Below are 19,755 nucleotides of genomic sequence, written 5' to 3' on the forward strand. Positions count from 1 at the left end.
CCGTTTTGCTTTATATAAGGCTTAGCCTTTTTTCCCATTGTACTGCGCAAACCATGCCAGCATGCGCTGCCAGCCGTCTTTAGCTGACTCTTCATGATAGCTCGGGCGGTAATCGGCGTTAAACGCATGCCCAGCGTCTGGATAAACCACGATGTCTGCTTTTGCATTCGCCGCGCGCAGTGCATGGCGCATGGTTTCGACGGAATCCAGCGGGATACCCGTATCCTCTCCACCGTACAGCCCCAGCACTGGCGCGCTCAGATCGACGGCGATATCTACCGGGTTTTTTGGGTTGTTCAGCGTTTTATCACCGACCAGGCGGCCATACCAGGCAACGGCGGCTTTCAACTGCGGGTTATGTGCGGCATAGAGCCACGTAATGCGCCCACCCCAGCAAAAACCGGTGATGCCCAGGCGGCTCGCGTCACCACCGTTGCGCGCAGCCCAACTGGCAACGTGGTCGAGGTCGGCAAGAACCTGCGCATCGGGAACTTTTGAGACCAGGCCAGCAAACAGTGTAGGGATGTCAGCGTAATCATTAGGATCGCCCTGACGGAAGTAGAGCTCTGGTGCGATCGCCAGATAGCCCTCCAGCGCCAGACGGCGGCAAATATCACGGATGTGTTCGTGGACACCAAAAATCTCCTGCACTACGATGATTATCGGCAGCGGCGCGTCGCTGTGTTTGGGGCGCGCGTAGTACGCCGGCAGCATCTCACCTTGTGAAGGAATAGACGTTTCTCCCGCCGAGATGCTCTCGTCGGAGGTATGAATAGCGGTTGAGGCATGAGGCGAAGCAGCAGGGGCAAATCCAGGTTGTTTGTTGATTGTCATGGCATTCTCCGTACCCTTTTAATGAACTCATAGCCGATTCACAGTGCCTGAATGCGGCGTATTTTTGTGCAGCAGGTGATAACAATAACTTGTTAATGTGATGTGAATCACTAATTGCATGGAATTTAATGTAATATTTTTAACTCTTAGTGATGGTAGTCACGAAAAGATATCGTGGTCTTCTATAAAGTACATTTTTGCTTCTTCTGACAAAACTGAACCACAGAGGAGTTCTTTATGTCCAAGTCTGATGTTTTTCATCTCGGCCTCACCAAAAGCGACCTTCAAGGGGCCACGATTGCTATCGTCCCTGGTGACCCGGAACGTGTGGAAAAGATCGCCGCGCTGATGGAAAAGCCGGTAAAACTGGCATCTCACCGTGAATTTACTTCCTGGCGTGCCGAGCTCGACGGCAAGTCAGTGATCGTTTGCTCTACCGGTATCGGTGGCCCATCCACCTCTATCGCTGTGGAAGAACTGGCGCAGTTGGGTATTCGTACTTTCCTGCGCGTTGGTACCACTGGCGCTATTCAGCCGAACATCAACGTCGGTGACGTACTGGTGACGACGGCTTCCGTTCGTCTGGACGGGGCGAGCCTGCACTTTGCGCCGATGGAATATCCAGCCGTTGCTGACTTCGCGTGTACGACTGCACTGGTAGAAGCGGCGAAATCAGTAGGCGCAACCACTCACGTGGGCGTCACCGCCTCTTCTGACACTTTCTACCCGGGTCAGGAACGTTATGACACCTTCTCCGGCCGCGTAGTGAGAAACTTCAAAGGCTCCATGGAAGAGTGGCAGTCAATGGGCGTGATGAACTACGAGATGGAATCCGCGACGCTGCTGACCATGTGCTCAAGCCAGGGTCTGCGTGCCGGGATGGTGGCTGGCGTTATCGTTAACCGTACCCAGCAGGAAATCCCGAACGCTGAGACGATGAAGCAGACTGAAAGTCACGCGGTGAAAATCGTGGTGGAAGCGGCTCGCCGCCTGCTGTAGTCCGCGTATCGCCAATGTAAAAGGCCGACTTGTTCGGCCTTTTTCTTTTTGCGTAGAGGCTCGCAGGAAACTGCTTTGAAACTGGACGTTTATACAGCACAATTCTATTTTGTGCAGATAACGGGTTTAAGCAGGGGGCGTTGTGGATATTGCCGTAGTGATTTATGCGTTGGTCGCGCTAGCGGGCATGGCGATTGGCTGGCTGGCGGCGAGCTATCGCGTGGCGCAGCAGCGGGCGGAACAGCTAGCCGAAGAGCGTGATGTGTATGGTGAGCTCAGCGCGGCAAAACAGCAAGTTGCCCAGAATGCCCACTGGCGCGAAGAGTGCGAACTACTCAACAACGAACTGCGCAGCCTGCGGGAAATCAACTCGTCGCTGGAGGTCGATTTGCGCGAGGTCACTACGCTGCTGGAGACCACGCGGCAGCACGGTGATGAAAAATACCGTTTGATGCTCAACAGCGAGCAGCGTCTGAGCGAGCAGTTTGAAAATCTGGCTAACCGTATTTTCGAGCAGAGTAACCGCCGGGTAGACGAACAGAACCGTCAGAGCCTGCACGGCTTGCTGACGCCGCTTCGTGAGCAGCTTGATGGTTTTCGCCGTCAGGTTCAGGAGAGCTTTGGTCAGGAGGCGCGCGAGCGTCATACGCTGGCGCATGAAATTCGTAACCTCCAGCAGCTCAACGCCCAGATGGCGCAGGAAGCGGTTAACCTGACTCGCGCGCTAAAAGGCGACAACAAAACCCAGGGCAACTGGGGCGAAGTCGTGCTCACGCGCGTGCTGGAGGCTTCTGGCCTGCGGGAAGGGCATGAATACGAAACTCAGGTCAGCATCAATACGGATGCGAACTCTCGCATGCAGCCTGACGTCATCGTGCGCTTGCCGCACCGCAAAGACGTGGTGGTAGATGCCAAAATGACGCTGGTGGCCTACGAGCGCTACTTTAACGCCGAAGATGATTACACTCGCGAAGCCGCGCTGCAGGAGCATATTGCCGCCGTGCGTAACCATATCCGGATGCTGGGGCGCAAAGATTACCAGCAGCTTCCGGGGCTACGTTCGCTGGACTATGTCCTGATGTTTATTCCCGTCGAGCCAGCATTTTTGCTGGCGCTGGACCGTCAGCCCGAACTTATCAGCGAAGCGCTCAAAAACAATATCATGCTGGTAAGCCCAACCACGCTGCTGGTGGCGCTGCGGACCATCGCCAACCTCTGGCGCTACGAACACCAAAGCCGAAATGCGCAGCATATTGCTGAACGCGCAAGCCGCTTATATGACAAAATGCGCCTTTTCGTGGACGACATGTCAGCCATTGGCCAGAGCATCGATAAAGCGCAGGAAAACTACCGGCAGGCGATGAAAAAGCTCACTACCGGGCGCGGGAACCTGCTTACGCAGGCCGAAGCGTTCCGCCACCTTGGGGTGGAGGTAAAACGCGAGATTAATCCGGAACTGGTTGAACAGGCGACAGCACAGGACGATGATTTTCGTCTGCGTGACGACACAGACACGAATGATGACAATCCGTTAGCCGCAGAACGTCGCTAAGACGCTCGCCGCCCGGGTTTGGTAACGGGGTGGAATCGTAGGGCAATTGCGTCCAATCTGTTACACTCCATGAACATTTTCTTGATAAGCAGGCATAGAGATGGTTGAGGATTCACAAGAAACGACGCACTTTGGCTTTCAAACAATCGCCAAATCACAGAAAGAAAACATGGTGGCGCATGTCTTCCATTCTGTCGCCGCAAAATACGATGTGATGAATGACCTGATGTCATTCGGTATCCATCGTCTCTGGAAGCGTTTTACCATTGATTGCAGCGGCGTGCGCCGTGGACAGACGGTCCTCGATCTGGCGGGCGGCACCGGTGACCTGACGGCAAAATTCTCGCGTATGGTTGGTGAAACCGGCCGCGTGGTGCTGGCGGATATTAACGACTCCATGCTCAAAATGGGGCGTGAGAAGCTGCGCAACATCGGCGTGGTAGGTAATGTGGAATACGTACAGGCTAACGCCGAAGCGCTGCCGTTCCCCGATAATACCTTTGACTGCATCACCATCTCTTTTGGTCTGCGTAACGTCACCGACAAAGACAAAGCGCTGCGTTCAATGTATCGCGTGCTGAAGCCAGGCGGACGCCTGCTGGTGCTGGAGTTCTCCAAGCCGGTTATCGACCCGCTGAGCAAAGCGTATGACGCCTATTCGTTCCACATTCTGCCGCGCATTGGCGAAATGGTGGCGAACGATGCAGAAAGCTATCGCTATCTGGCGGAATCTATTCGTATGCACCCCGATCAGGACACCCTGAAAGGGATGATGCAGAACGCCGGGCTGGAAAACGTTGAGTACTTCAACCTGACTGCCGGGATTGTCGCGCTGCATCGCGGCTATAAATTCTGATAAGCGGGGGCCGTATGCCTTTAAAACCCTTAGTGACCGGCAGTATTGAAACCGCCATTAATGCGCTGCTATGGCGCGAAAAAGCGTTGAAACCTGCCCGTCAGCGTCTTATCGGAAAAGTATTACGCATTGAGCTGAAAGAGTTTTCTTCCCCGCTGGTGCTTATCTTTAGCGAGCGCCAGGTTGACGTAGTTGGCGCGTGGGACGGCGAGGCGGATTGCACCGTCATCACCCGCGTCAGCGTGCTGCCGCAGCTGCGCAACCGCCAACAGCTGACGGCGCTTATCCGCAATAACGATCTGGAAGTGCAGGGCGATCTTCAGGTGGTGCAAAACCTGGTTTCGCTGGCGGACCTGGCGGAGTTCTCTCCCGCAGAATTGTTGGCACCCTATACCGGCGATGTGGCGGCTGAGGGTATCAGCAAAGCGCTGCGCGGCGGGGCGAAGTTCATTCAGCACGGGCTGGCACGCCAGCAGCGCTATGTGGCGGAAACCCTAACGGAAGAGTGGCGACTGGCACCCGGCGCGCTGGAAGTGGCCTGGTTTGCGGAAGAAACAACGGCCGTTGAGCGTGACGTTGCCGCGCTGACGAAACGGTTGGAAAAACTGGAGGGGAAATGACGCCAGGAGAATTACGGCGCCTGTATTTTATCATCCGCACCTTTTTGAGTTACGGGCTTGATGAGCTCATTCCCAAAATGCGTATTACGCTGCCGCTGCGTATTGGGCGTCGGCTGCTGTTCTGGATGCCAAATCGCCATAAGGATAAACCGTTAGGCGAACGTCTGCGCCTGGCATTACAGGAGCTTGGCCCGGTATGGATCAAGTTTGGGCAGATGCTCTCTACCCGCCGCGACCTTTTCCCTCCGCAAATTGCCGATCAGCTCATCATGCTGCAAGACCGCGTGGCACCGTTCGACGGTAAGCTGGCGAAGCAGCAGATTGAAAAATCGATGGGCGATATTCCCGTTGAAAGCTGGTTTGATGATTTCAGCATCGAGCCGCTGGCTTCGGCCTCCATTGCCCAGGTGCACACAGCTCGCCTGAAAGAGAACGGCAAAGAGGTGGTCATTAAGGTTATCCGCCCGGATATTTTGCCGATTATTAAAGCGGACATGAAGCTTATCTATCGGCTGGCGCGCTGGGTACCTCGCCTGCTGCCGGACGGTCGTCGTCTGCGCCCGCTTGAAGTGGTGCGCGACTATGAAAAGACGCTCATTGACGAACTTAACCTGCTGCGCGAAGCGGCAAACGCTATTCAGCTGCGTCGTAACTTCGAAAATAGCCCGATGCTGTACGTGCCGGAAGTCTATTCTGACTACTGCCGCGTTGACATGCTGGTGATGGAACGCATCTACGGTATTCCGGTCTCTGACGTAGAGACGTTGGAGAAACAGAATACCAATATGAAACTGCTGGCCGAACGCGGCGTGCAGGTCTTCTTCACCCAGGTTTTCCGCGACAGTTTCTTCCACGCAGATATGCACCCGGGGAATATTTTCGTCAGCTATGAGCACCCGGAAGACCCGCAGTACATCGGCATCGACTGCGGTATCGTTGGCTCGCTCAACAAAGACGACAAGCGCTATCTGGCGGAAAACTTTATTGCCTTCTTTAACCGCGACTACCGTAAGGTAGCAGAACTGCACGTCGATTCCGGCTGGGTTCCGGCGGATACCAACGTGGAAGAATTTGAGTTCGCTATCCGCACCGTCTGTGAGCCGATTTTTGAAAAGCCGCTGGCGGAGATCTCCTTCGGTCACGTGCTGCTGAACCTGTTTAACACCGCCCGACGCTTCAATATGGAAGTCCAGCCGCAGCTGGTGTTGCTACAAAAGACATTACTTTACGTTGAAGGGGTAGGACGTCAGCTCTATCCTCAGTTAGATTTATGGAAGACGGCGAAGCCTTTCCTTGAGTCATGGCTGAAAGATCAGGTCGGTATTCCGGCGCTGGTTCGCGCCCTGAAGGACAAGGCACCGTTCTGGATTGAAAAGATGCCGGAGCTGCCGGAGCTGGTGTATGACAGTCTTCGTCAGAGTAAGCAGGTTCAGGCGAGTCTTGAGAAACTCTCGCAAAATCTGACGACGCATCACACCCGTCAGGGGCAATCGCGTTATCTCTTTGGTATAGGCGCGGTTTTACTCCTGAGCGGTACAGTATTGTTAGTGAATCGCCCGGAATGGGGCCTGACACCCGCGTGGCTTATGGCCGGAGGAGTGGTGGTATGGTTCGCCGGGTGGCGGAAGACGCGCTGAATTATGCGTCGCTAAGAGAGCGCTGCATAACGTATAATGCGCGCTGATTATTTCATCATCTATCAGAGGAACTTGTATGGGTGGTATTAGTATTTGGCAGTTGCTGATTATCGTCGTTATCGTGGTTCTGCTTTTCGGGACTAAAAAGCTGAGCTCACTGGGATCTGACTTAGGTTCGTCTATCAAAGGCTTCAAAAAAGCCATGAGTGATGAAGACGATACCAAAACCAAAGCGGACCAGGATGCAGATTTCACTGCAAAATCAATTACTGATAAGCAGGAAAGTGCAAAGAAAGACGAAGCGAAACGCCACGACAACGAGCAGGTGTAATTCGTGTTTGATATTGGTTTCAGTGAACTGCTGCTGGTGTTTATTATTGGCCTCGTTGTGCTGGGGCCAAAACGCTTACCGGTAGCAGTGAAGACGGTTGTTGGCTGGATCCGCGCGCTGCGCTCTCTGGCGACAACCGTACAAAACGAGCTGACGCAGGAGCTTAAACTCCAGGAATTTCAGGACAGCCTGAAAAAAGTGGAGAAAGCGAGTCTGGATAACCTGACGCCAGAACTTAAGGCCTCCATGGACGAGCTGCGTGAAGCGGCAGAGTCGATGAAGCGTTCTTACACGGCGAACGATCCTGAAAAGGCGAGCGACGAGGCCAATACCATCCATAACCCGGTGGTGAAGGATAAGGACGCTGTGAAGCCGGAAGTTGCTGAGCCGCACGTCGACGAGCCTAAAGCGTCGTCTGCGGAGGTACCTGCGTCTGACGCCGAGGCAGTAAAGCCCACGGAGAAAGAGAAAGTTCCTGCGGCCGCTGTTCATGATTCATCCCCCGCATCGAGTGATAAACCGTAAACATGAGCGTAGAAGATACTCAACCGCTGATCGCTCATTTGATTGAGCTGCGTAAGCGCCTGCTCAACTGCATCATTGCGGTCATCGTGATTTTCCTGGCGTTGGTCTACTTCGCCAATGATATCTATCAGATGGTCTCCGCCCCGCTGATTAAGCAGATGCCGGCAGGCGCGACGATGATTGCCACCGACGTGGCGTCTCCGTTCTTTACGCCTATCAAGCTGACCTTTATGGTCTCGTTGATTCTGTCCGCCCCGGTCATCCTGTATCAGGTTTGGGCGTTTGTCGCGCCTGCGCTGTACAAGCATGAACGTCGGTTGGTCGTGCCGCTGCTGGTCTCCAGTACGCTGCTGTTCTATATCGGCATGGCGTTCGCCTACTTTGTGGTGTTCCCGCTGGCATTTGGCTTCCTGACGCACACCGCGCCGGAAGGGGTGCTGGTCTCGACCGATATTAAGAGCTACCTCGATTTTGTCATGTCGCTGTTTATTGCGTTCGGCGTGTCGTTCGAGGTGCCGGTGGCGATTGTGCTGCTCTGCTGGGTGGGTGTGACCACGCCGGACGATCTGCGGAAAAAACGTCCGTATGTGCTGGTCGGCGCCTTCGTTGTTGGCATGCTGCTGACGCCGCCAGATGTGTTCTCGCAAACGCTGCTGGCGATTCCGATGTACTGTTTGTTCGAAGTGGGGGTGTTCTTCTCTCGCTTCTACGCTGGGAAGCGGCTGACGCGTGATGAAGACGCGGAAGAAGAACAAGCTGAAGAATAATCACCAACCGCCCGCCAGGGCGGTTGTCATATGGGAGTGATGATGTTTGACATTGGGGTCAATCTGACCAGTTCACAGTTTGCCCGCGACCGCGATGAGGTGGTTGCTCGGGCACGTGCCGCCGGTGTACACGGCATGCTGCTAACGGGTACCAACCTGCGTGAAAGCGAAGAAGCGCAGCGGCTGGCTGAACGCTTTGAATGCTGCTGGTCTACCGCTGGCGTGCATCCGCATGATGCCAGCAGCTGGTCTGCGGAAGTCGCAGAAGCCATCTATACGCTGGTCAATAAGCCGGAAGTGGTGGCGGTGGGCGAGTGTGGTCTCGATTTTAATCGCAATTTCTCTACGCCAGCCGAGCAGGAAGTGGCGTTTACCGCGCAGCTGGCAATGGCCGCTGAACTCGGTATGCCGGTGTTTCTCCACTGCCGCGACGCGCACGACCGTTTTCTCACTCTGCTGGAACCGTGGCTCGACCATCTACCTGGCGCGGTGCTGCACTGCTTTACCGGGACACGGGATGAAGCGCAAGCGTGTCTGGATCGCGGGCTGTCGATTGGCATTACCGGCTGGGTATGCGATGAACGCCGTGGGCTTGAGCTTCGCGAACTGCTGCCGATGATTCCGGCGGACAGGTTACTGCTGGAGACGGATGCACCATACCTGCTACCGCGCGATATGACGCCAAAGCCAGCCTCACGGCGTAATGAACCTGCCTACGTGACGCATATTCTGGCGCGCGTTGCGAAATGGCGCGCTGAAGAGGCGCAATGGCTGGAAGCCGTCACAGACAATAACGCCAGACGGCTGTTTAATATCCACTTTTAAGTCAGGCTTTGCGGAAATCGGTGTTTTTAACGCTCTGCTTAATCTGTTTATTCAGCAGGTTGAGCAGCAGCATTGAACGCGCTTCACCGTCCGGCTCGGCAAAGATAGCCTGTAGCCCTTCGAAGGCACCTTCGGTGATAACCACGCTGTCGCCAGGGTACGGCGTTTCCGGGTCGGTAATATCATCTGACTTAAAGATAGAAAGCTGATGAATAACCGAAGACGGCACCGTTGCCGGGCTCATCCCAAAACGGACAAAATGGCTGACGCCACGGGTGGCGTTGATGGTGGTGGTGTGAATGACTTCAGGGTCAAACTCCACAAACAGATAGTTCGGGAACAGCGGCTCACTGACTGATGTGCGCTTACCGCGCACCATTTTCTCCAGGGTGATCATTGGCGTCAGGCAGTTGACCGCCTGTCGTTCCAGATGTTCCTGGGCACGCTGAAGTTGCCCGCGTTTGCAGTACAGTAAATACCAGGCTTGCATAATGACTCATTTCCGCTGTTTAGCGCGAAAGCATAACAAAAGTGCGGCTAAATCGCGATGTTGATTATTACTGCCCTAATTTACGTTAATTTAACAAAAATACAGCATCACAGGACCATTCGCCGTATACTAAGGCGCTTACCAGGAGGCCAAGAATTACCCCATGAAATACCATGACCTACGCGACTTTCTGACATTGCTCGAACAGCAGGGCGAACTAAAACGCATTAGCCTCCCGGTTGATCCCCATCTGGAAATTACCGAAATTGCCGATCGCACGCTGCGTGCCGGTGGCCCGGCGCTGCTGTTTGAAAATCCAAAGGGTTACGACATGCCGGTGCTGTGTAACCTGTTTGGCACGCCTAAGCGCGTCGCGATGGGTATGGGGCAGGAAGATGTCAGCGCATTGCGCGAAGTGGGTAAACTCTTAGCCTTCCTGAAAGAACCGGAGCCGCCGAAAGGCTTCCGTGACCTGTTCGACAAGCTGCCGCAGTTTAAGCAGGTGTTGAACATGCCAACCAAACGCCTGCGCGGTGCCCCTTGTCAGCAAAAGATTATCTCCGGCGATGACGTTGATTTGTCCCGTATCCCGGTGATGACCTGCTGGCCAGAAGATGCCGCGCCGCTGATCACCTGGGGGCTGACGGTGACCCGTGGCCCGCATAAAGAGCGGCAGAACCTGGGTATTTATCGTCAGCAGGTGATTGGCAAAAACAAACTGATTATGCGCTGGCTGTCGCATCGCGGCGGCGCGCTGGACTTCCAGGAGTGGTGTGCGGCGCACCCGGGCGAACGCTTCCCGGTATCCGTTGCACTTGGCGCAGACCCTGCGACCATTCTGGGCGCGGTAACGCCGGTGCCGGATACGCTTTCTGAGTATGCCTTCGCGGGCCTGCTGCGCGGTACTAAAACGGAAGTGGTGAAGTGTGTTTCTAACGATCTGGAAGTGCCAGCCAGCGCGGAAATCGTGCTGGAAGGTTATATCGAGATTGGCGAGATGGCACCGGAAGGCCCGTATGGCGACCATACCGGTTATTACAACGAAGTGGATAGCTTCCCGGTCTTTACCGTCACGCATATCACCCAGCGTGAAGATGCTATCTACCACTCCACCTATACCGGCCGTCCGCCGGATGAACCCGCAGTGCTGGGCGTGGCGCTGAATGAAGTCTTCGTGCCAATTCTGCAAAAACAGTTCCCGGAAATTGTTGATTTCTATCTGCCGCCGGAAGGGTGTTCCTATCGCCTTGCCGTTGTGACGATGAAAAAACAGTATGCGGGGCATGCAAAACGCGTAATGATGGGCGTATGGTCGTTTTTACGCCAATTTATGTACACAAAATTCGTGATTGTCTGCGATGATGACGTCAACGCACGCGACTGGAACGATGTGATATGGGCGATTACCACCCGAATGGATCCCGCGCGGGATACGGTTCTGGTCGAGAACACGCCGATTGATTATCTGGATTTCGCCTCGCCGGTTTCCGGCTTGGGGTCGAAAATGGGCCTGGATGCCACCAATAAATGGCCTGGGGAAACCCAGCGCGAATGGGGCCGTCCGATTAAGAAAGATCCCGCCGTTACGGCGCGTATCGATGAAATCTGGGACGAGCTGGCCATTTTCTCCGACGATAAATGATAATGATATCCTTTGAGACCTCCACGCCGCGGACAACGCATCCGCAGCGTGAAGTGTGATGAGGAAAAGACCCGACAGAGGGAGCGCATGACAACCTTAAGCTGTAAAGTGACCTCGGTGGACGCCATTACCGATACGGTATATCGCGTTCGTTTAGTACCCGAAGCTGACTTCTCATTTCGTGCCGGGCAGTACCTGATGGTCGTGATGGATGAGCGTGACAAGCGTCCGTTCTCCATGGCTTCTACGCCGGATGAAAAGGCGTTTATTGAGCTGCATATCGGCGCGTCAGAGCTGAACCTGTACGCCATGGCGGTAATGGACCGCATCCTCAAAGAACGTGAAGTGGTTGTCGATATCCCGCACGGTGAAGCCTGGCTGCGTGAAGAAGACGATCGTCCGTTAGTGCTGATTGCGGGTGGCACCGGCTTCTCTTATGTGCGTTCAATTCTGCTGACCGCATTGACGCAAAACCCGAACCGCGAAGTGGCGATTTACTGGGGCGGCCGTGAAGAGAAGCATCTGTACGATCTCTCTGAGCTGGAAGCGCTGTCGGTTAATCATCCGAACCTGCGCGTGGTGCCGGTGGTTGAGCAGCCGGAAGAAGAGTGGCGCGGACGTTCTGGTACCGTGCTGACGGCGGTACTGCAAGATTACGGCACGCTGGCGAACCACGATATTTATATCGCTGGTCGTTTTGAAATGGCGAAGATTGCCCGTGACCTGTTCTGCAACGAACGTCAGGCGCGTGAAGACCGTCTGTTCGGCGATGCGTTTGCCTTTATCTGATAGGCAATAAAAAACCCGCCCCTGACAGGCGGGAAGAACGGCAACTAAACTTTGTTGTGATTGCATGCTGGATAAAACGCGCTGCGTTGCTTTCCGGCATGTTTGCCGGGGGCGCTGCGCTTGCCCGGCCTACAATAATGGCATACTGCGCGCCCCGACTTATGGGGCGCGTTTTTTATACGCGCTCGATAACCGTCGCGATGCCTTGACCTAACCCGATGCACATCGTCGCCAGACCAAACTGGACATCTTTGCGCTCCATCAGGTTCAGCAGAGTGGTGCTGATACGCGTACCGGAGCATCCGAGCGGGTGGCCCAGCGCGATCGCGCCGCCGTTAAGGTTGATCTTCTGATCAATCTGTTCCATCAGCCCCAGATCCTTAATGCACGGCAGGATCTGTGCGGCAAACGCTTCGTTCATCTCAAACAAATCGATATCGTTCGCGGTCAGACCGGCTTTCTTCAGCGCCAGCTTCGAGGCTGGAACCGGGCCGTAACCCATAATGGATGGGTCGCAGCCAACCACCGCCATCGAACGGATACGCGCGCGCGGGGTTAAGCCCAGCTCGCGGGCGCGGCTTTCGCTCATCACCAGCATGGCGGAAGCGCCGTCGGAAAGTGCAGATGAGGTGCCAGCGGTCACCGTACCCGTTACCGGGTCGAAGGCCGGTTTCAGCGTTGAGAGCGCTTCAACGGTGGTCTCCGGACGAATCACCTCGTCATAGTTAAACTGCTTCAGTACGCCGTCTGCGTCATGGCCGCCGGTTGGAATGATTTCATTCTTAAAGGCGCCCGATTGTGTTGCAGCCCAGGCGCGGGCGTGGGAGCGGGCGGCAAACGCATCCTGCATTTCACGGCTGATGCCGTGCATACGGGAGAGCATTTCCGCCGTTAGGCCCATCATGCCTGCGGCTTTCGCCACATTACGGCTCATGCCCGGGTGGAAATCGACGCCGTGGCTCATCGGCACGTGGCCCATGTGCTCCACGCCGCCGACCAGACACACCTGCGCATCACCGGTCATGATCATACGAGCCGCATCGTGCAGCGCCTGCATGGAAGAACCACACAGACGGTTCACGGTCACTGCCGGTACCGAATGGGGAATTTCCGCCAGCAGCGACGCGTTACGGGCGATGTTAAAGCCCTGCTCCAGCGTCTGCTGTACGCAGCCCCAATAGATGTCGTCGATGGCCGCCGCTTCCAGCGCGGGGTTACGCGCCAGCAGGCTACGCATCAGGTGCGCGGAGAGATCCTCGGCGCGCACGTTACGGAACGCACCGCCTTTGGAACGGCCCATCGGGGTACGAATTGCATCAACAATAACAACCTGTTCCATCGTGACTCCTTAAGCCGTTTTCAGCTCACCAGCCGGACGGGCTGGCTCAACCGGTGGATAATACGCTTCGTTATGGCGCGCTTTGTCACGCAGGCCAGCCGGGACTTCATACAGCGGACCAAGGTGCTGATACTGCTGCGCCATATCGAGGTACTTCGCGCTACCGAGCGTATCCAGCCAGCGGAACGCGCCGCCGTGGAACGGAGGGAAGCCGAGGCCGTAAACCAGCGCCATATCTGCTTCTGCCGGGCTGGCGATGATGCCTTCTTCCAGGCAGCGCACCACTTCGTTGACCATCGGGATCATCATGCGGGCAATAATCTCGTCGTCGCTGAAATCGCGCTTCGGCTGACTAACGTCTGCCAGCAGGCTATCCACCGTGGCGTCTTCTTCTTTCTTCGGCTTGCCTTTGCTGTCTTCTTTATAACGCCAGAAGCCCAGACCGTTTTTCTGACCGTAGCGGCTTGCCTCGAACAGCGCATCGATAGCGTCACGATAATCTTTCTGCATACGCTGTGGAAAACCGGCCGCCATCACCGCCTGCGCGTGGTGCGCGGTATCAATACCGACCACGTCGAGCAGATAGGCTGGGCCCATCGGCCAACCAAACTGTTTCTCCATCACTTTATCAACCTTGCGGAAATCCGCACCGTCGCGCAGCAGCTGGCTGAAGCCAGCAAAGTACGGGAACAGTACGCGGTTGACGAAGAAGCCAGGGCAGTCGTTAACCACGATAGGCGTTTTGCCCATCTGGCTTGCCCAAGCGACCACTTTCGCAATGGTGCTGTCTGAGGTTTTCTTACCGCGGATAATTTCGACCAGCGGCATACGGTGCACCGGGTTGAAGAAGTGCATACCGCAGAAGTTTTCCGGGCGTTCCAGCGCATCGGCCAGCTCACCGATGGGAATGGTTGAGGTGTTAGAAGCCAGCACGGTATCTGGGCGCACTTTCTGCTCGGTTTCTGCCAGTACCGCTTTTTTCACCTTCGGGTTTTCCACGACGGCTTCAACGACGACATCAACGCGGTCAAAACCGGCATACTCCAGCGTTGGCTGAATGGTGGAAATCACGCTTGCCAGCTTCAGACCGTTGATTTTGCCGCGCTCAAGCTGCTTGTTGAGCAGCTTGCTGGCTTCGGTCATGCCGAGGGGCAGCGATTTTTCATTAATATCCTTCATGATAACCGGCACGCCTTTCCAGGCGGACTGGTAAGCGATCCCGCCACCCATGATGCCCGCACCGAGTACGGCGGCATGTTTTGGCGGTTCGATATGTTTGGTCAGTTTCTTAGCCTGACCTTTTACGTATTGGTCATTGAGGAAAATACCGACCAGCGCACGTGCCTCATTTGAGTGGGCCAGTGGAACAAAACTTTTGTTTTCCAGATTGAGCGCTTCTTCACGGCCAAAGCGGGCCGCAGCTTCAATCGTTTTCACTGCCGTGATCGGTGCCGGGTAGTGTTTACCCGCCGTCTGCATCACCATCGCTTTAGCGATAGAGAAGCTCATGGTGGCTTCAATCTTGCTGAGCTTCAGCGGCTCAAGCTTCGGTTGACGCTTGGCTTTCCAGTCGAGGTCACCGTTAATCGCCTGACGCAGTACCGCCAGCGCGCCATCGACCAGTTTTTCCTGCTTAACGATTCCGTCGACCAGGCCAATCTTCAGCGCCTGCTCAGCACCAACATCTTTACCGGCAGCGATGATTTCCAGTGCGCTATCGGCACCCAGCAGACGCGGCATACGAACGGAGCCGCCAAAGCCCGGCATGATGCCCAGCTTGGTTTCCGGCAGGCCGATACGCAGATCCGGCGTCGCCAGACGGTAGTCGGTGGCCAGCACGCATTCGCAGCCGCCGCCCAGCGCATAGCCGTTAACGGCAGAGATGGTTGGGACTGGTAAATCTTCCAGACGGTTGAAGACGCTGTTGGCGAAGTGCAGCCACTGGCTGAACTGTTCTTCTGGCACCAGGAACAACGAAAGGAATTCGGTGATATCCGCGCCGACAATAAAGGCCGCCTTTTCAGAGCGCAGCAGCAGCCCCTTCAGCTCTTTTTGTTTTTCGAGGACGTCGAGCGCCTGGCCGAGGCTGGCTACGGTTGCGGTATCTAATTTGTTAACTGAGCCAGGGGCATCGAACACCAGTTCGGCAATGCCATCTTCCAGCCAGTTGAGGTACAGGGTGTCGCCTTTGTAGAGCATGTCAGTCTCCTGAATCCAGCAAAGTGATCTGGTCATACCAGATAATCAGGAGTGTGTATTTTGTGTTAAATAAATGCAAATGAGACTTTAAATATTTGCTGGTCGGATCACGTCCGGCGGAAATCACGCAGGGTGGGAGAGGTGTGCTAATATGCGGGGACTAAAGGGTAAAAAAATCAGAAGGGTAAATCATGGAATCTCTGTCCGCACTCTATAAAAATCATATCGTTACCTTACAGGAGCGAGCACGCAACGCACTCGATCGTTTCAAGCTTGATGCGCTGCTTATTCACTCTGGCGAGCTGATGAATGTTTTTCTGGATGACCACGCCTACCCGTTCAAGGTCAACCCGCAGTTCAAAGCGTGGGTCCCGGTTACTCAGGTACCAAACTGCTGGCTGCTGGTGGACGGCGTCAATAAACCGAAGCTGTGGTTCTACCTGCCGGTAGATTACTGGCACAACGTCGAACCGCTGCCGACCTCGTTCTGGACAGAAGACGTTGAAGTTATTGCGCTGCCAAAAGCGGACGGCATTGGCAGCCAGTTGCCCGCTGCGCGCGGCAACATTGGCTATATTGGTCCGGTTCCGGAGCGTGCGCTGGGCTTAGGCATTGCCGCGAACAACATCAACCCGAAAGGGGTGATTGACTACCTGCACTACTATCGCGCCTACAAAACTGACTATGAGCTGGCATGCATGCGCGAAGCGCAGAAGATGGCGGTTAACGGGCACCGTGCGGCGGAAGAAGCCTTCCGTTCCGGCATGAGCGAGTTTGATATCAATCAGGCTTACCTGACGGCTACCGGTCATCGCGATACCGACGTGCCTTACGGCAACATCGTGGCGCTGAACGAGCATGCGTCGGTGCTGCACTACACCAAGTTGGATCATCGAGCGCCTGCTGAAATTCGTAGCTTCCTGCTGGATGCCGGGGCGGAATATAACGGCTATGCCGCTGACCTTACCCGTACTTGGGCGGCAAACGGCGATAATGACTTTGCTCAGCTGATTAAAGATGTGAACACTGAACAGTTGGCGCTGATTGCCACCATGAAGGCGGGTACCAGCTATGTGGATTACCACATCCAGTTCCATCAGCGTATTGCCAAACTGCTACGTAAGCATCAGTTAGTCACCGACATGAGCGAAGAAGCGATGGTCGAAAATGACCTTACCGGGCCGTTTATGCCGCATGGTATTGGCCACCCGTTGGGTCTGCAGGTGCATGACGTCGCTGGATTTATGCAGGATGACACCGGCACACATCTGGCTGCGCCGTCTAAGTATCCGTACCTGCGCTGCACCCGTGTGCTGCAACCGGGCATGGTGCTGACCATCGAACCGGGCATTTACTTTATTGAGTCTCTGCTCGCGCCGTGGCGTGAAGGTCAGTTCAGCAAGCACTTCAACTGGCAGAAAATTGAGGCGCTGAAGCCGTTTGGCGGCATTCGTATTGAAGATAACGTGGTTATCCACGAGAACAATATCGAAAACATGACGCGTGACCTGAAACTGGCGTAATGGAAAGCTGGCGAATACCGGCCGAGCCGGTCACCTTCGTTGAAGAGATAAAGAAGAGTCGTTTCATCACCCTGTTGGCGCACACCGACGGGGTGGCGGCGGCCAAAGCGTTCGTTGAGTCAGTTCGCGCCGAACACCCGGATGCCCGCCACCACTGTGTGGCGTGGGTGGCGGGGAGGCCGGATGATTCACAGCAGCTTGGTTTTTCTGATGATGGTGAACCGGCGGGTACAGCCGGGAAGCCGATGCTGGCTCAGCTGATGGGCAGCGGCGTCGGTGAAATTACCGCCGTAGTAGTTCGCTACTACGGCGGTATCTTGTTAGGTACCGGTGGGCTGGTAAAAGCCTACGGCGGTGGCGTGCAGCAGGCGCTCAATCTGCTAACAACGCAGATCAAAACGCCGTTAACCGAATATACTCTGCTATGTGAATACGGACAGCTTGCGGGCATTGAATCGCTGGTTGGGCAGTATGCCGGGCAGATTGTTGCCAGTGATTATCAGGCGTCGGTACAGCTCCGTATCGCGCTGCCGCAGGCAAAAGTGCATGATTTTTCCGCAAGACTGGCGGATTTTAGTCGTGGTTCATTGCAATTGTTAGCGATTGACGAATAATCCCCCTCCTGACTTTTTTTGATTATCAAAGGACGCGCCGGAAATGCATTTTCGTGCCATTACTCGAATTGTTGGACTTCTGGTCATCTTATTCTCGGGGACAATGATCCTCCCGGGATTGGTGGCTTTGATTTACCGCGATGGCGCCGGGCGCGCATTTACTCAAACCTTTTTTGTCGCGCTGGTGATTGGTTCGCTGTTGTGGTGGCCGAACCGTCGGGAGAAGGGCGAACTGAAATCCCGTGAAGGCTTCCTGATTGTCGTCCTGTTCTGGACGGTGCTGGGCAGTGTGGGTGCGCTACCTTTTATCTTCTCTGAACAGCCGAACCTGACGGTTACCGATGCGTTCTTTGAATCGTTCTCTGGGTTAACGACCACCGGGGCGACAACGCTGGTGGGGCTGGACTCGCTGCCCCACGCGATTCTCTTCTATCGACAGATGCTGCAGTGGTTCGGCGGGATGGGGATCATTGTGCTGGCGGTAGCTATCCTGCCTATTCTTGGCGTCGGTGGGATGCAGCTATATAGAGCGGAAATGCCCGGGCCGCTGAAAGACAACAAGATGCGCCCGCGAATTGCCGAAACGGCGAAAACGCTGTGGCTCATCTATGTACTGTTGACTGTCGCCTGTGCGCTGGCCCTGTGGTTTGCCGGGATGCCCGCGTTCGATGCGATTGGCCACAGCTTTGCGACGATCGCCATCGGCGGCTTCTCCACGCACGACGCCAGCGTCGGCTTCTTTAATAGTCCCACCATCAATACCATCATTGCTATCTTCCTGCTGATCTCCGGCTGTAACTACGGCCTGCACTTCTCTTTATTAAGCGGACGTAGCCTGAAGGTGTATTGGCGTGACCCGGAATTCCGCATGTTTATCGGTGTGCAGCTGACGCTGGTGATTATCTGTACCCTGGTGCTGTGGTTCCATGACATCTATAGCTCGGCGGTGACGACGCTAAACCAGGCGTTCTTCCAGGTGGTCTCGATGGCGACGACCGCGGGCTTCACTACCGACAGCATTGCGCGCTGGCCGCTGTTCCTGCCGGTTCTTCTTTTATGTTCGGCCTTTATCGGCGGCTGTGCGGGCTCAACGGGCGGTGGTTTGAAGGTCATTCGTATCCTGCTGCTGTTTAAGCAGGGTAACCGCGAGCTGAAACGCCTCGTCCACCCGAATGCGGTATACAGCATTAAGCTGGGTAACCGTGCGCTGCCGGAACGTATCCTTGAAGCGGTATGGGGATTCTTCTCCGCCTACGCGCTGGTCTTTATTATTAGCATGTTGGCAATCATCGCTACCGGGGTAGATGACTTCTCCGCGTTCGCGTCCGTCGTGGCGACGTTAAATAACCTCGGCCCTGGGCTGGGGGTAGTGGCGGATAACTTTGCCAGTATGAACCCGGTGGCGAAGTGGATCCTGATTGCGAATATGCTGTTTGGTCGTCTTGAAGTCTTTACGCTGCTGGTGCTGTTTACCCCAACATTCTGGCGCGAATAACAGGAGTCAGCGTTGAAAACATTAATGCTCTTTTCTACCCGTGATGGGCAGACGCGCGAAATTGCGGCCTATCTTTGCTCACAGCTCAGCGAGCTGGGCGTGGATACCGCGATGGTCGATTTGAATCGTACGGAAAGTATTGATTGGCAGCTGTATGACCGGGTGGTGATTGGCGCGTCTATTCGCTACGGGCATTTCCATCCTGCGCTCGATCGTTTTGTTAAGAAGAACACGGCGGCGCTGCAGGCGATTCCGAGCGCGTTTTTCGCGGTCAATCTGGTAGCACGTAAACCGGAGAAGCGTTCTCCGCAAACTAATAGCTATACGCGTAAGTTCCTACTGCGTTCACCATGGCAGCCAGACACCTGCGCGGTGTTCGCTGGCGCGCTACGTTACCCTCGCTATCGCTGGTTTGACCGCTTTATGATTCGCCTCATTATGAAGATGACCGGTGGGGAAACGGATACCAGTAAAGAAGTGGTGTATACCGACTGGGAGCAGGTAGCTGGTTTTGCCAAAGAATTAGCGCAACTTTCACGCAAATAGGGCGCTAAATCGGCGCATTGTCTGGAAATTGAGCGAACGAAAAGTTTTTTCAGATTTTTGCTTGCGGGATCTCAATTACTCCCTATAATGCGGCCCCACTGAGACGGAACAACGGCAAACAAGCCGCCGGGTCAGCGAGGTTCTCCTGAGAATCTCGACAGAGAAAAGCGAA

At 55.2% G+C, this 19,755-nt stretch carries 19 protein-coding genes; 15 read left to right on the forward strand and 4 right to left on the reverse strand.

Annotated features, from left to right (window positions below):
- Positions 1 to 21: 21 nt before the first annotated feature.
- Entirely contained in the window at positions 22 to 834 is an 813-nt protein-coding gene (locus tag ACH1XZ_RS21825; protein ID WP_395597145.1) for a dienelactone hydrolase family protein, read from the reverse strand.
- 237 nt (positions 835 to 1,071) lie between these two features.
- Here ACH1XZ_RS21825 and udp point away from each other — a divergent pair, with 237 nt between their 5' ends.
- From udp to tatD, 9 genes are all read left to right on the forward strand, one after another.
- Positions 1,072 to 1,833 carry a uridine phosphorylase gene (udp, locus tag ACH1XZ_RS21830; RefSeq protein ID WP_395597146.1) on the forward strand — a complete coding sequence of 254 codons (762 nt, stop codon included), beginning with the start codon at positions 1,072 to 1,074 and terminating at the stop codon, positions 1,831 to 1,833.
- A gap of 142 nt (positions 1,834 to 1,975) precedes the next feature.
- Positions 1,976 to 3,385 (forward strand): DNA recombination protein RmuC, encoded by a 1,410-nt coding sequence (gene rmuC, locus ACH1XZ_RS21835; protein WP_395597147.1) that lies wholly within the window; start codon positions 1,976 to 1,978, stop codon positions 3,383 to 3,385.
- 100 nt (positions 3,386 to 3,485) lie between these two features.
- A complete protein-coding gene (ubiE, locus tag ACH1XZ_RS21840; RefSeq protein WP_202216788.1) occupies positions 3,486 to 4,241 on the forward strand; it encodes a bifunctional demethylmenaquinone methyltransferase/2-methoxy-6-polyprenyl-1,4-benzoquinol methylase UbiE in 756 nt (251 codons plus the stop codon).
- Between the two features lie 14 nt (positions 4,242 to 4,255).
- Entirely contained in the window at positions 4,256 to 4,861 is a 606-nt protein-coding gene (ubiJ, locus tag ACH1XZ_RS21845) for a ubiquinone biosynthesis protein UbiJ (protein WP_322264627.1), read from the forward strand.
- On the forward strand, positions 4,858 to 6,498 hold the full coding sequence (ubiB, locus tag ACH1XZ_RS21850) for a ubiquinone biosynthesis regulatory protein kinase UbiB (RefSeq protein ID WP_395597148.1): 1,641 nt from the start codon (positions 4,858 to 4,860) through the stop codon (positions 6,496 to 6,498). The genes ubiJ and ubiB overlap by 4 nt, the downstream gene beginning before the upstream one ends.
- A 76-nt stretch (positions 6,499 to 6,574) precedes the next feature.
- Positions 6,575 to 6,829, forward strand: coding sequence for a Sec-independent protein translocase subunit TatA (gene tatA, locus ACH1XZ_RS21855; protein ID WP_123651758.1), 255 nt, complete (start codon positions 6,575 to 6,577; stop codon positions 6,827 to 6,829).
- Between the two features lie 3 nt (positions 6,830 to 6,832).
- The gene (tatB, locus tag ACH1XZ_RS21860) at positions 6,833 to 7,354 is read left to right on the forward strand and encodes a Sec-independent protein translocase protein TatB (protein ID WP_395597149.1); all 522 of its coding nucleotides are present in this window, start codon (positions 6,833 to 6,835) and stop codon (positions 7,352 to 7,354) included.
- A gap of 2 nt (positions 7,355 to 7,356) precedes the next feature.
- Positions 7,357 to 8,121 carry a Sec-independent protein translocase subunit TatC gene (tatC, locus tag ACH1XZ_RS21865; RefSeq protein WP_035894427.1) on the forward strand — a complete coding sequence of 255 codons (765 nt, stop codon included), beginning with the start codon at positions 7,357 to 7,359 and terminating at the stop codon, positions 8,119 to 8,121.
- A 30-nt stretch (positions 8,122 to 8,151) separates the two neighbouring features.
- Positions 8,152 to 8,946 (forward strand): 3'-5' ssDNA/RNA exonuclease TatD, encoded by a 795-nt coding sequence (tatD, locus tag ACH1XZ_RS21870; RefSeq protein WP_395597150.1) that lies wholly within the window; start codon positions 8,152 to 8,154, stop codon positions 8,944 to 8,946.
- Between the two features lies 1 nt (position 8,947).
- Here tatD and rfaH read toward each other — a convergent pair whose 3' ends face one another.
- A complete protein-coding gene (rfaH, locus tag ACH1XZ_RS21875; RefSeq protein WP_395597151.1) occupies positions 8,948 to 9,436 on the reverse strand; it encodes a transcription/translation regulatory transformer protein RfaH in 489 nt (162 codons plus the stop codon).
- A 163-nt stretch (positions 9,437 to 9,599) separates the two neighbouring features.
- On the opposite strand from rfaH, the gene ubiD reads away from it, so the two are divergent.
- Complete coding sequence (ubiD, locus tag ACH1XZ_RS21880; RefSeq protein ID WP_395597152.1) at positions 9,600 to 11,078, forward strand: 4-hydroxy-3-polyprenylbenzoate decarboxylase; 1,479 nt, start codon at positions 9,600 to 9,602, stop codon at positions 11,076 to 11,078.
- A gap of 87 nt (positions 11,079 to 11,165) precedes the next feature.
- On the forward strand, positions 11,166 to 11,867 hold the full coding sequence (gene fre, locus ACH1XZ_RS21885) for an NAD(P)H-flavin reductase (protein ID WP_035894431.1): 702 nt from the start codon (positions 11,166 to 11,168) through the stop codon (positions 11,865 to 11,867).
- A gap of 175 nt (positions 11,868 to 12,042) precedes the next feature.
- Here fre and fadA read toward each other — a convergent pair whose 3' ends face one another.
- Complete coding sequence (gene fadA, locus ACH1XZ_RS21890) at positions 12,043 to 13,206, reverse strand: acetyl-CoA C-acyltransferase FadA (protein WP_035894432.1); 1,164 nt, start codon at positions 13,204 to 13,206, stop codon at positions 12,043 to 12,045.
- A 9-nt stretch (positions 13,207 to 13,215) separates the two neighbouring features.
- Positions 13,216 to 15,405 carry a fatty acid oxidation complex subunit alpha FadB gene (gene fadB / locus ACH1XZ_RS21895; RefSeq protein WP_395597153.1) on the reverse strand — a complete coding sequence of 730 codons (2,190 nt, stop codon included), beginning with the start codon at positions 15,403 to 15,405 and terminating at the stop codon, positions 13,216 to 13,218.
- Between the two features lie 191 nt (positions 15,406 to 15,596).
- On the opposite strand from fadB, the gene pepQ reads away from it, so the two are divergent.
- The 4 genes from pepQ to hemG are packed head-to-tail and all read left to right on the forward strand — an operon-like array spanning position 15,597 to position 19,583.
- Complete coding sequence (pepQ, locus tag ACH1XZ_RS21900; protein ID WP_395597154.1) at positions 15,597 to 16,928, forward strand: Xaa-Pro dipeptidase; 1,332 nt, start codon at positions 15,597 to 15,599, stop codon at positions 16,926 to 16,928.
- Positions 16,928 to 17,542 carry an IMPACT family protein gene (locus ACH1XZ_RS21905; RefSeq protein WP_395597155.1) on the forward strand — a complete coding sequence of 205 codons (615 nt, stop codon included), beginning with the start codon at positions 16,928 to 16,930 and terminating at the stop codon, positions 17,540 to 17,542. Before pepQ ends, ACH1XZ_RS21905 begins: the two co-directional genes overlap by 1 nt.
- 43 nt (positions 17,543 to 17,585) lie before the next feature.
- Entirely contained in the window at positions 17,586 to 19,037 is a 1,452-nt protein-coding gene (gene trkH, locus ACH1XZ_RS21910) for a Trk system potassium transporter TrkH (RefSeq protein ID WP_035894436.1), read from the forward strand.
- A 12-nt stretch (positions 19,038 to 19,049) separates the two neighbouring features.
- Complete coding sequence (gene hemG / locus ACH1XZ_RS21915; protein WP_395597156.1) at positions 19,050 to 19,583, forward strand: menaquinone-dependent protoporphyrinogen IX dehydrogenase; 534 nt, start codon at positions 19,050 to 19,052, stop codon at positions 19,581 to 19,583.
- Positions 19,584 to 19,755: the final 172 nt, after the last annotated feature.

This window comes from Kluyvera chengduensis (genome assembly GCF_044197065.1).
Taxonomy (GTDB): domain Bacteria; phylum Pseudomonadota; class Gammaproteobacteria; order Enterobacterales; family Enterobacteriaceae; genus Kluyvera; species Kluyvera ascorbata_C.

What these genes read in the sequence shown, in the direction of transcription:
- ACH1XZ_RS21825 (WP_395597145.1), bottom strand. Translation starts at nt 834, where the DNA reads ATGACAATCAACAAACAACCTGGATTTGCCCCTGCTGCTTCGCCTCAT.
- udp (WP_395597146.1), top strand. Translation starts at nt 1,072, where the DNA reads ATGTCCAAGTCTGATGTTTTTCATCTCGGCCTCACCAAAAGCGACCTT.
- ubiE (WP_202216788.1), top strand. Translation starts at nt 3,486, where the DNA reads ATGGTTGAGGATTCACAAGAAACGACGCACTTTGGCTTTCAAACAATC.
- ubiJ (WP_322264627.1), top strand. Translation starts at nt 4,256, where the DNA reads ATGCCTTTAAAACCCTTAGTGACCGGCAGTATTGAAACCGCCATTAAT.
- ubiB (WP_395597148.1), top strand. Translation starts at nt 4,858, where the DNA reads ATGACGCCAGGAGAATTACGGCGCCTGTATTTTATCATCCGCACCTTT.
- tatA (WP_123651758.1), top strand. Translation starts at nt 6,575, where the DNA reads ATGGGTGGTATTAGTATTTGGCAGTTGCTGATTATCGTCGTTATCGTG.
- tatC (WP_035894427.1), top strand. Translation starts at nt 7,357, where the DNA reads ATGAGCGTAGAAGATACTCAACCGCTGATCGCTCATTTGATTGAGCTG.
- tatD (WP_395597150.1), top strand. Translation starts at nt 8,152, where the DNA reads ATGGGAGTGATGATGTTTGACATTGGGGTCAATCTGACCAGTTCACAG.
- rfaH (WP_395597151.1), bottom strand. Translation starts at nt 9,436, where the DNA reads ATGCAAGCCTGGTATTTACTGTACTGCAAACGCGGGCAACTTCAGCGT.
- ubiD (WP_395597152.1), top strand. Translation starts at nt 9,600, where the DNA reads ATGAAATACCATGACCTACGCGACTTTCTGACATTGCTCGAACAGCAG.
- fre (WP_035894431.1), top strand. Translation starts at nt 11,166, where the DNA reads ATGACAACCTTAAGCTGTAAAGTGACCTCGGTGGACGCCATTACCGAT.
- fadA (WP_035894432.1), bottom strand. Translation starts at nt 13,206, where the DNA reads ATGGAACAGGTTGTTATTGTTGATGCAATTCGTACCCCGATGGGCCGT.
- fadB (WP_395597153.1), bottom strand. Translation starts at nt 15,405, where the DNA reads ATGCTCTACAAAGGCGACACCCTGTACCTCAACTGGCTGGAAGATGGC.
- pepQ (WP_395597154.1), top strand. Translation starts at nt 15,597, where the DNA reads ATGGAATCTCTGTCCGCACTCTATAAAAATCATATCGTTACCTTACAG.
- ACH1XZ_RS21905 (WP_395597155.1), top strand. Translation starts at nt 16,928, where the DNA reads ATGGAAAGCTGGCGAATACCGGCCGAGCCGGTCACCTTCGTTGAAGAG.
- trkH (WP_035894436.1), top strand. Translation starts at nt 17,586, where the DNA reads ATGCATTTTCGTGCCATTACTCGAATTGTTGGACTTCTGGTCATCTTA.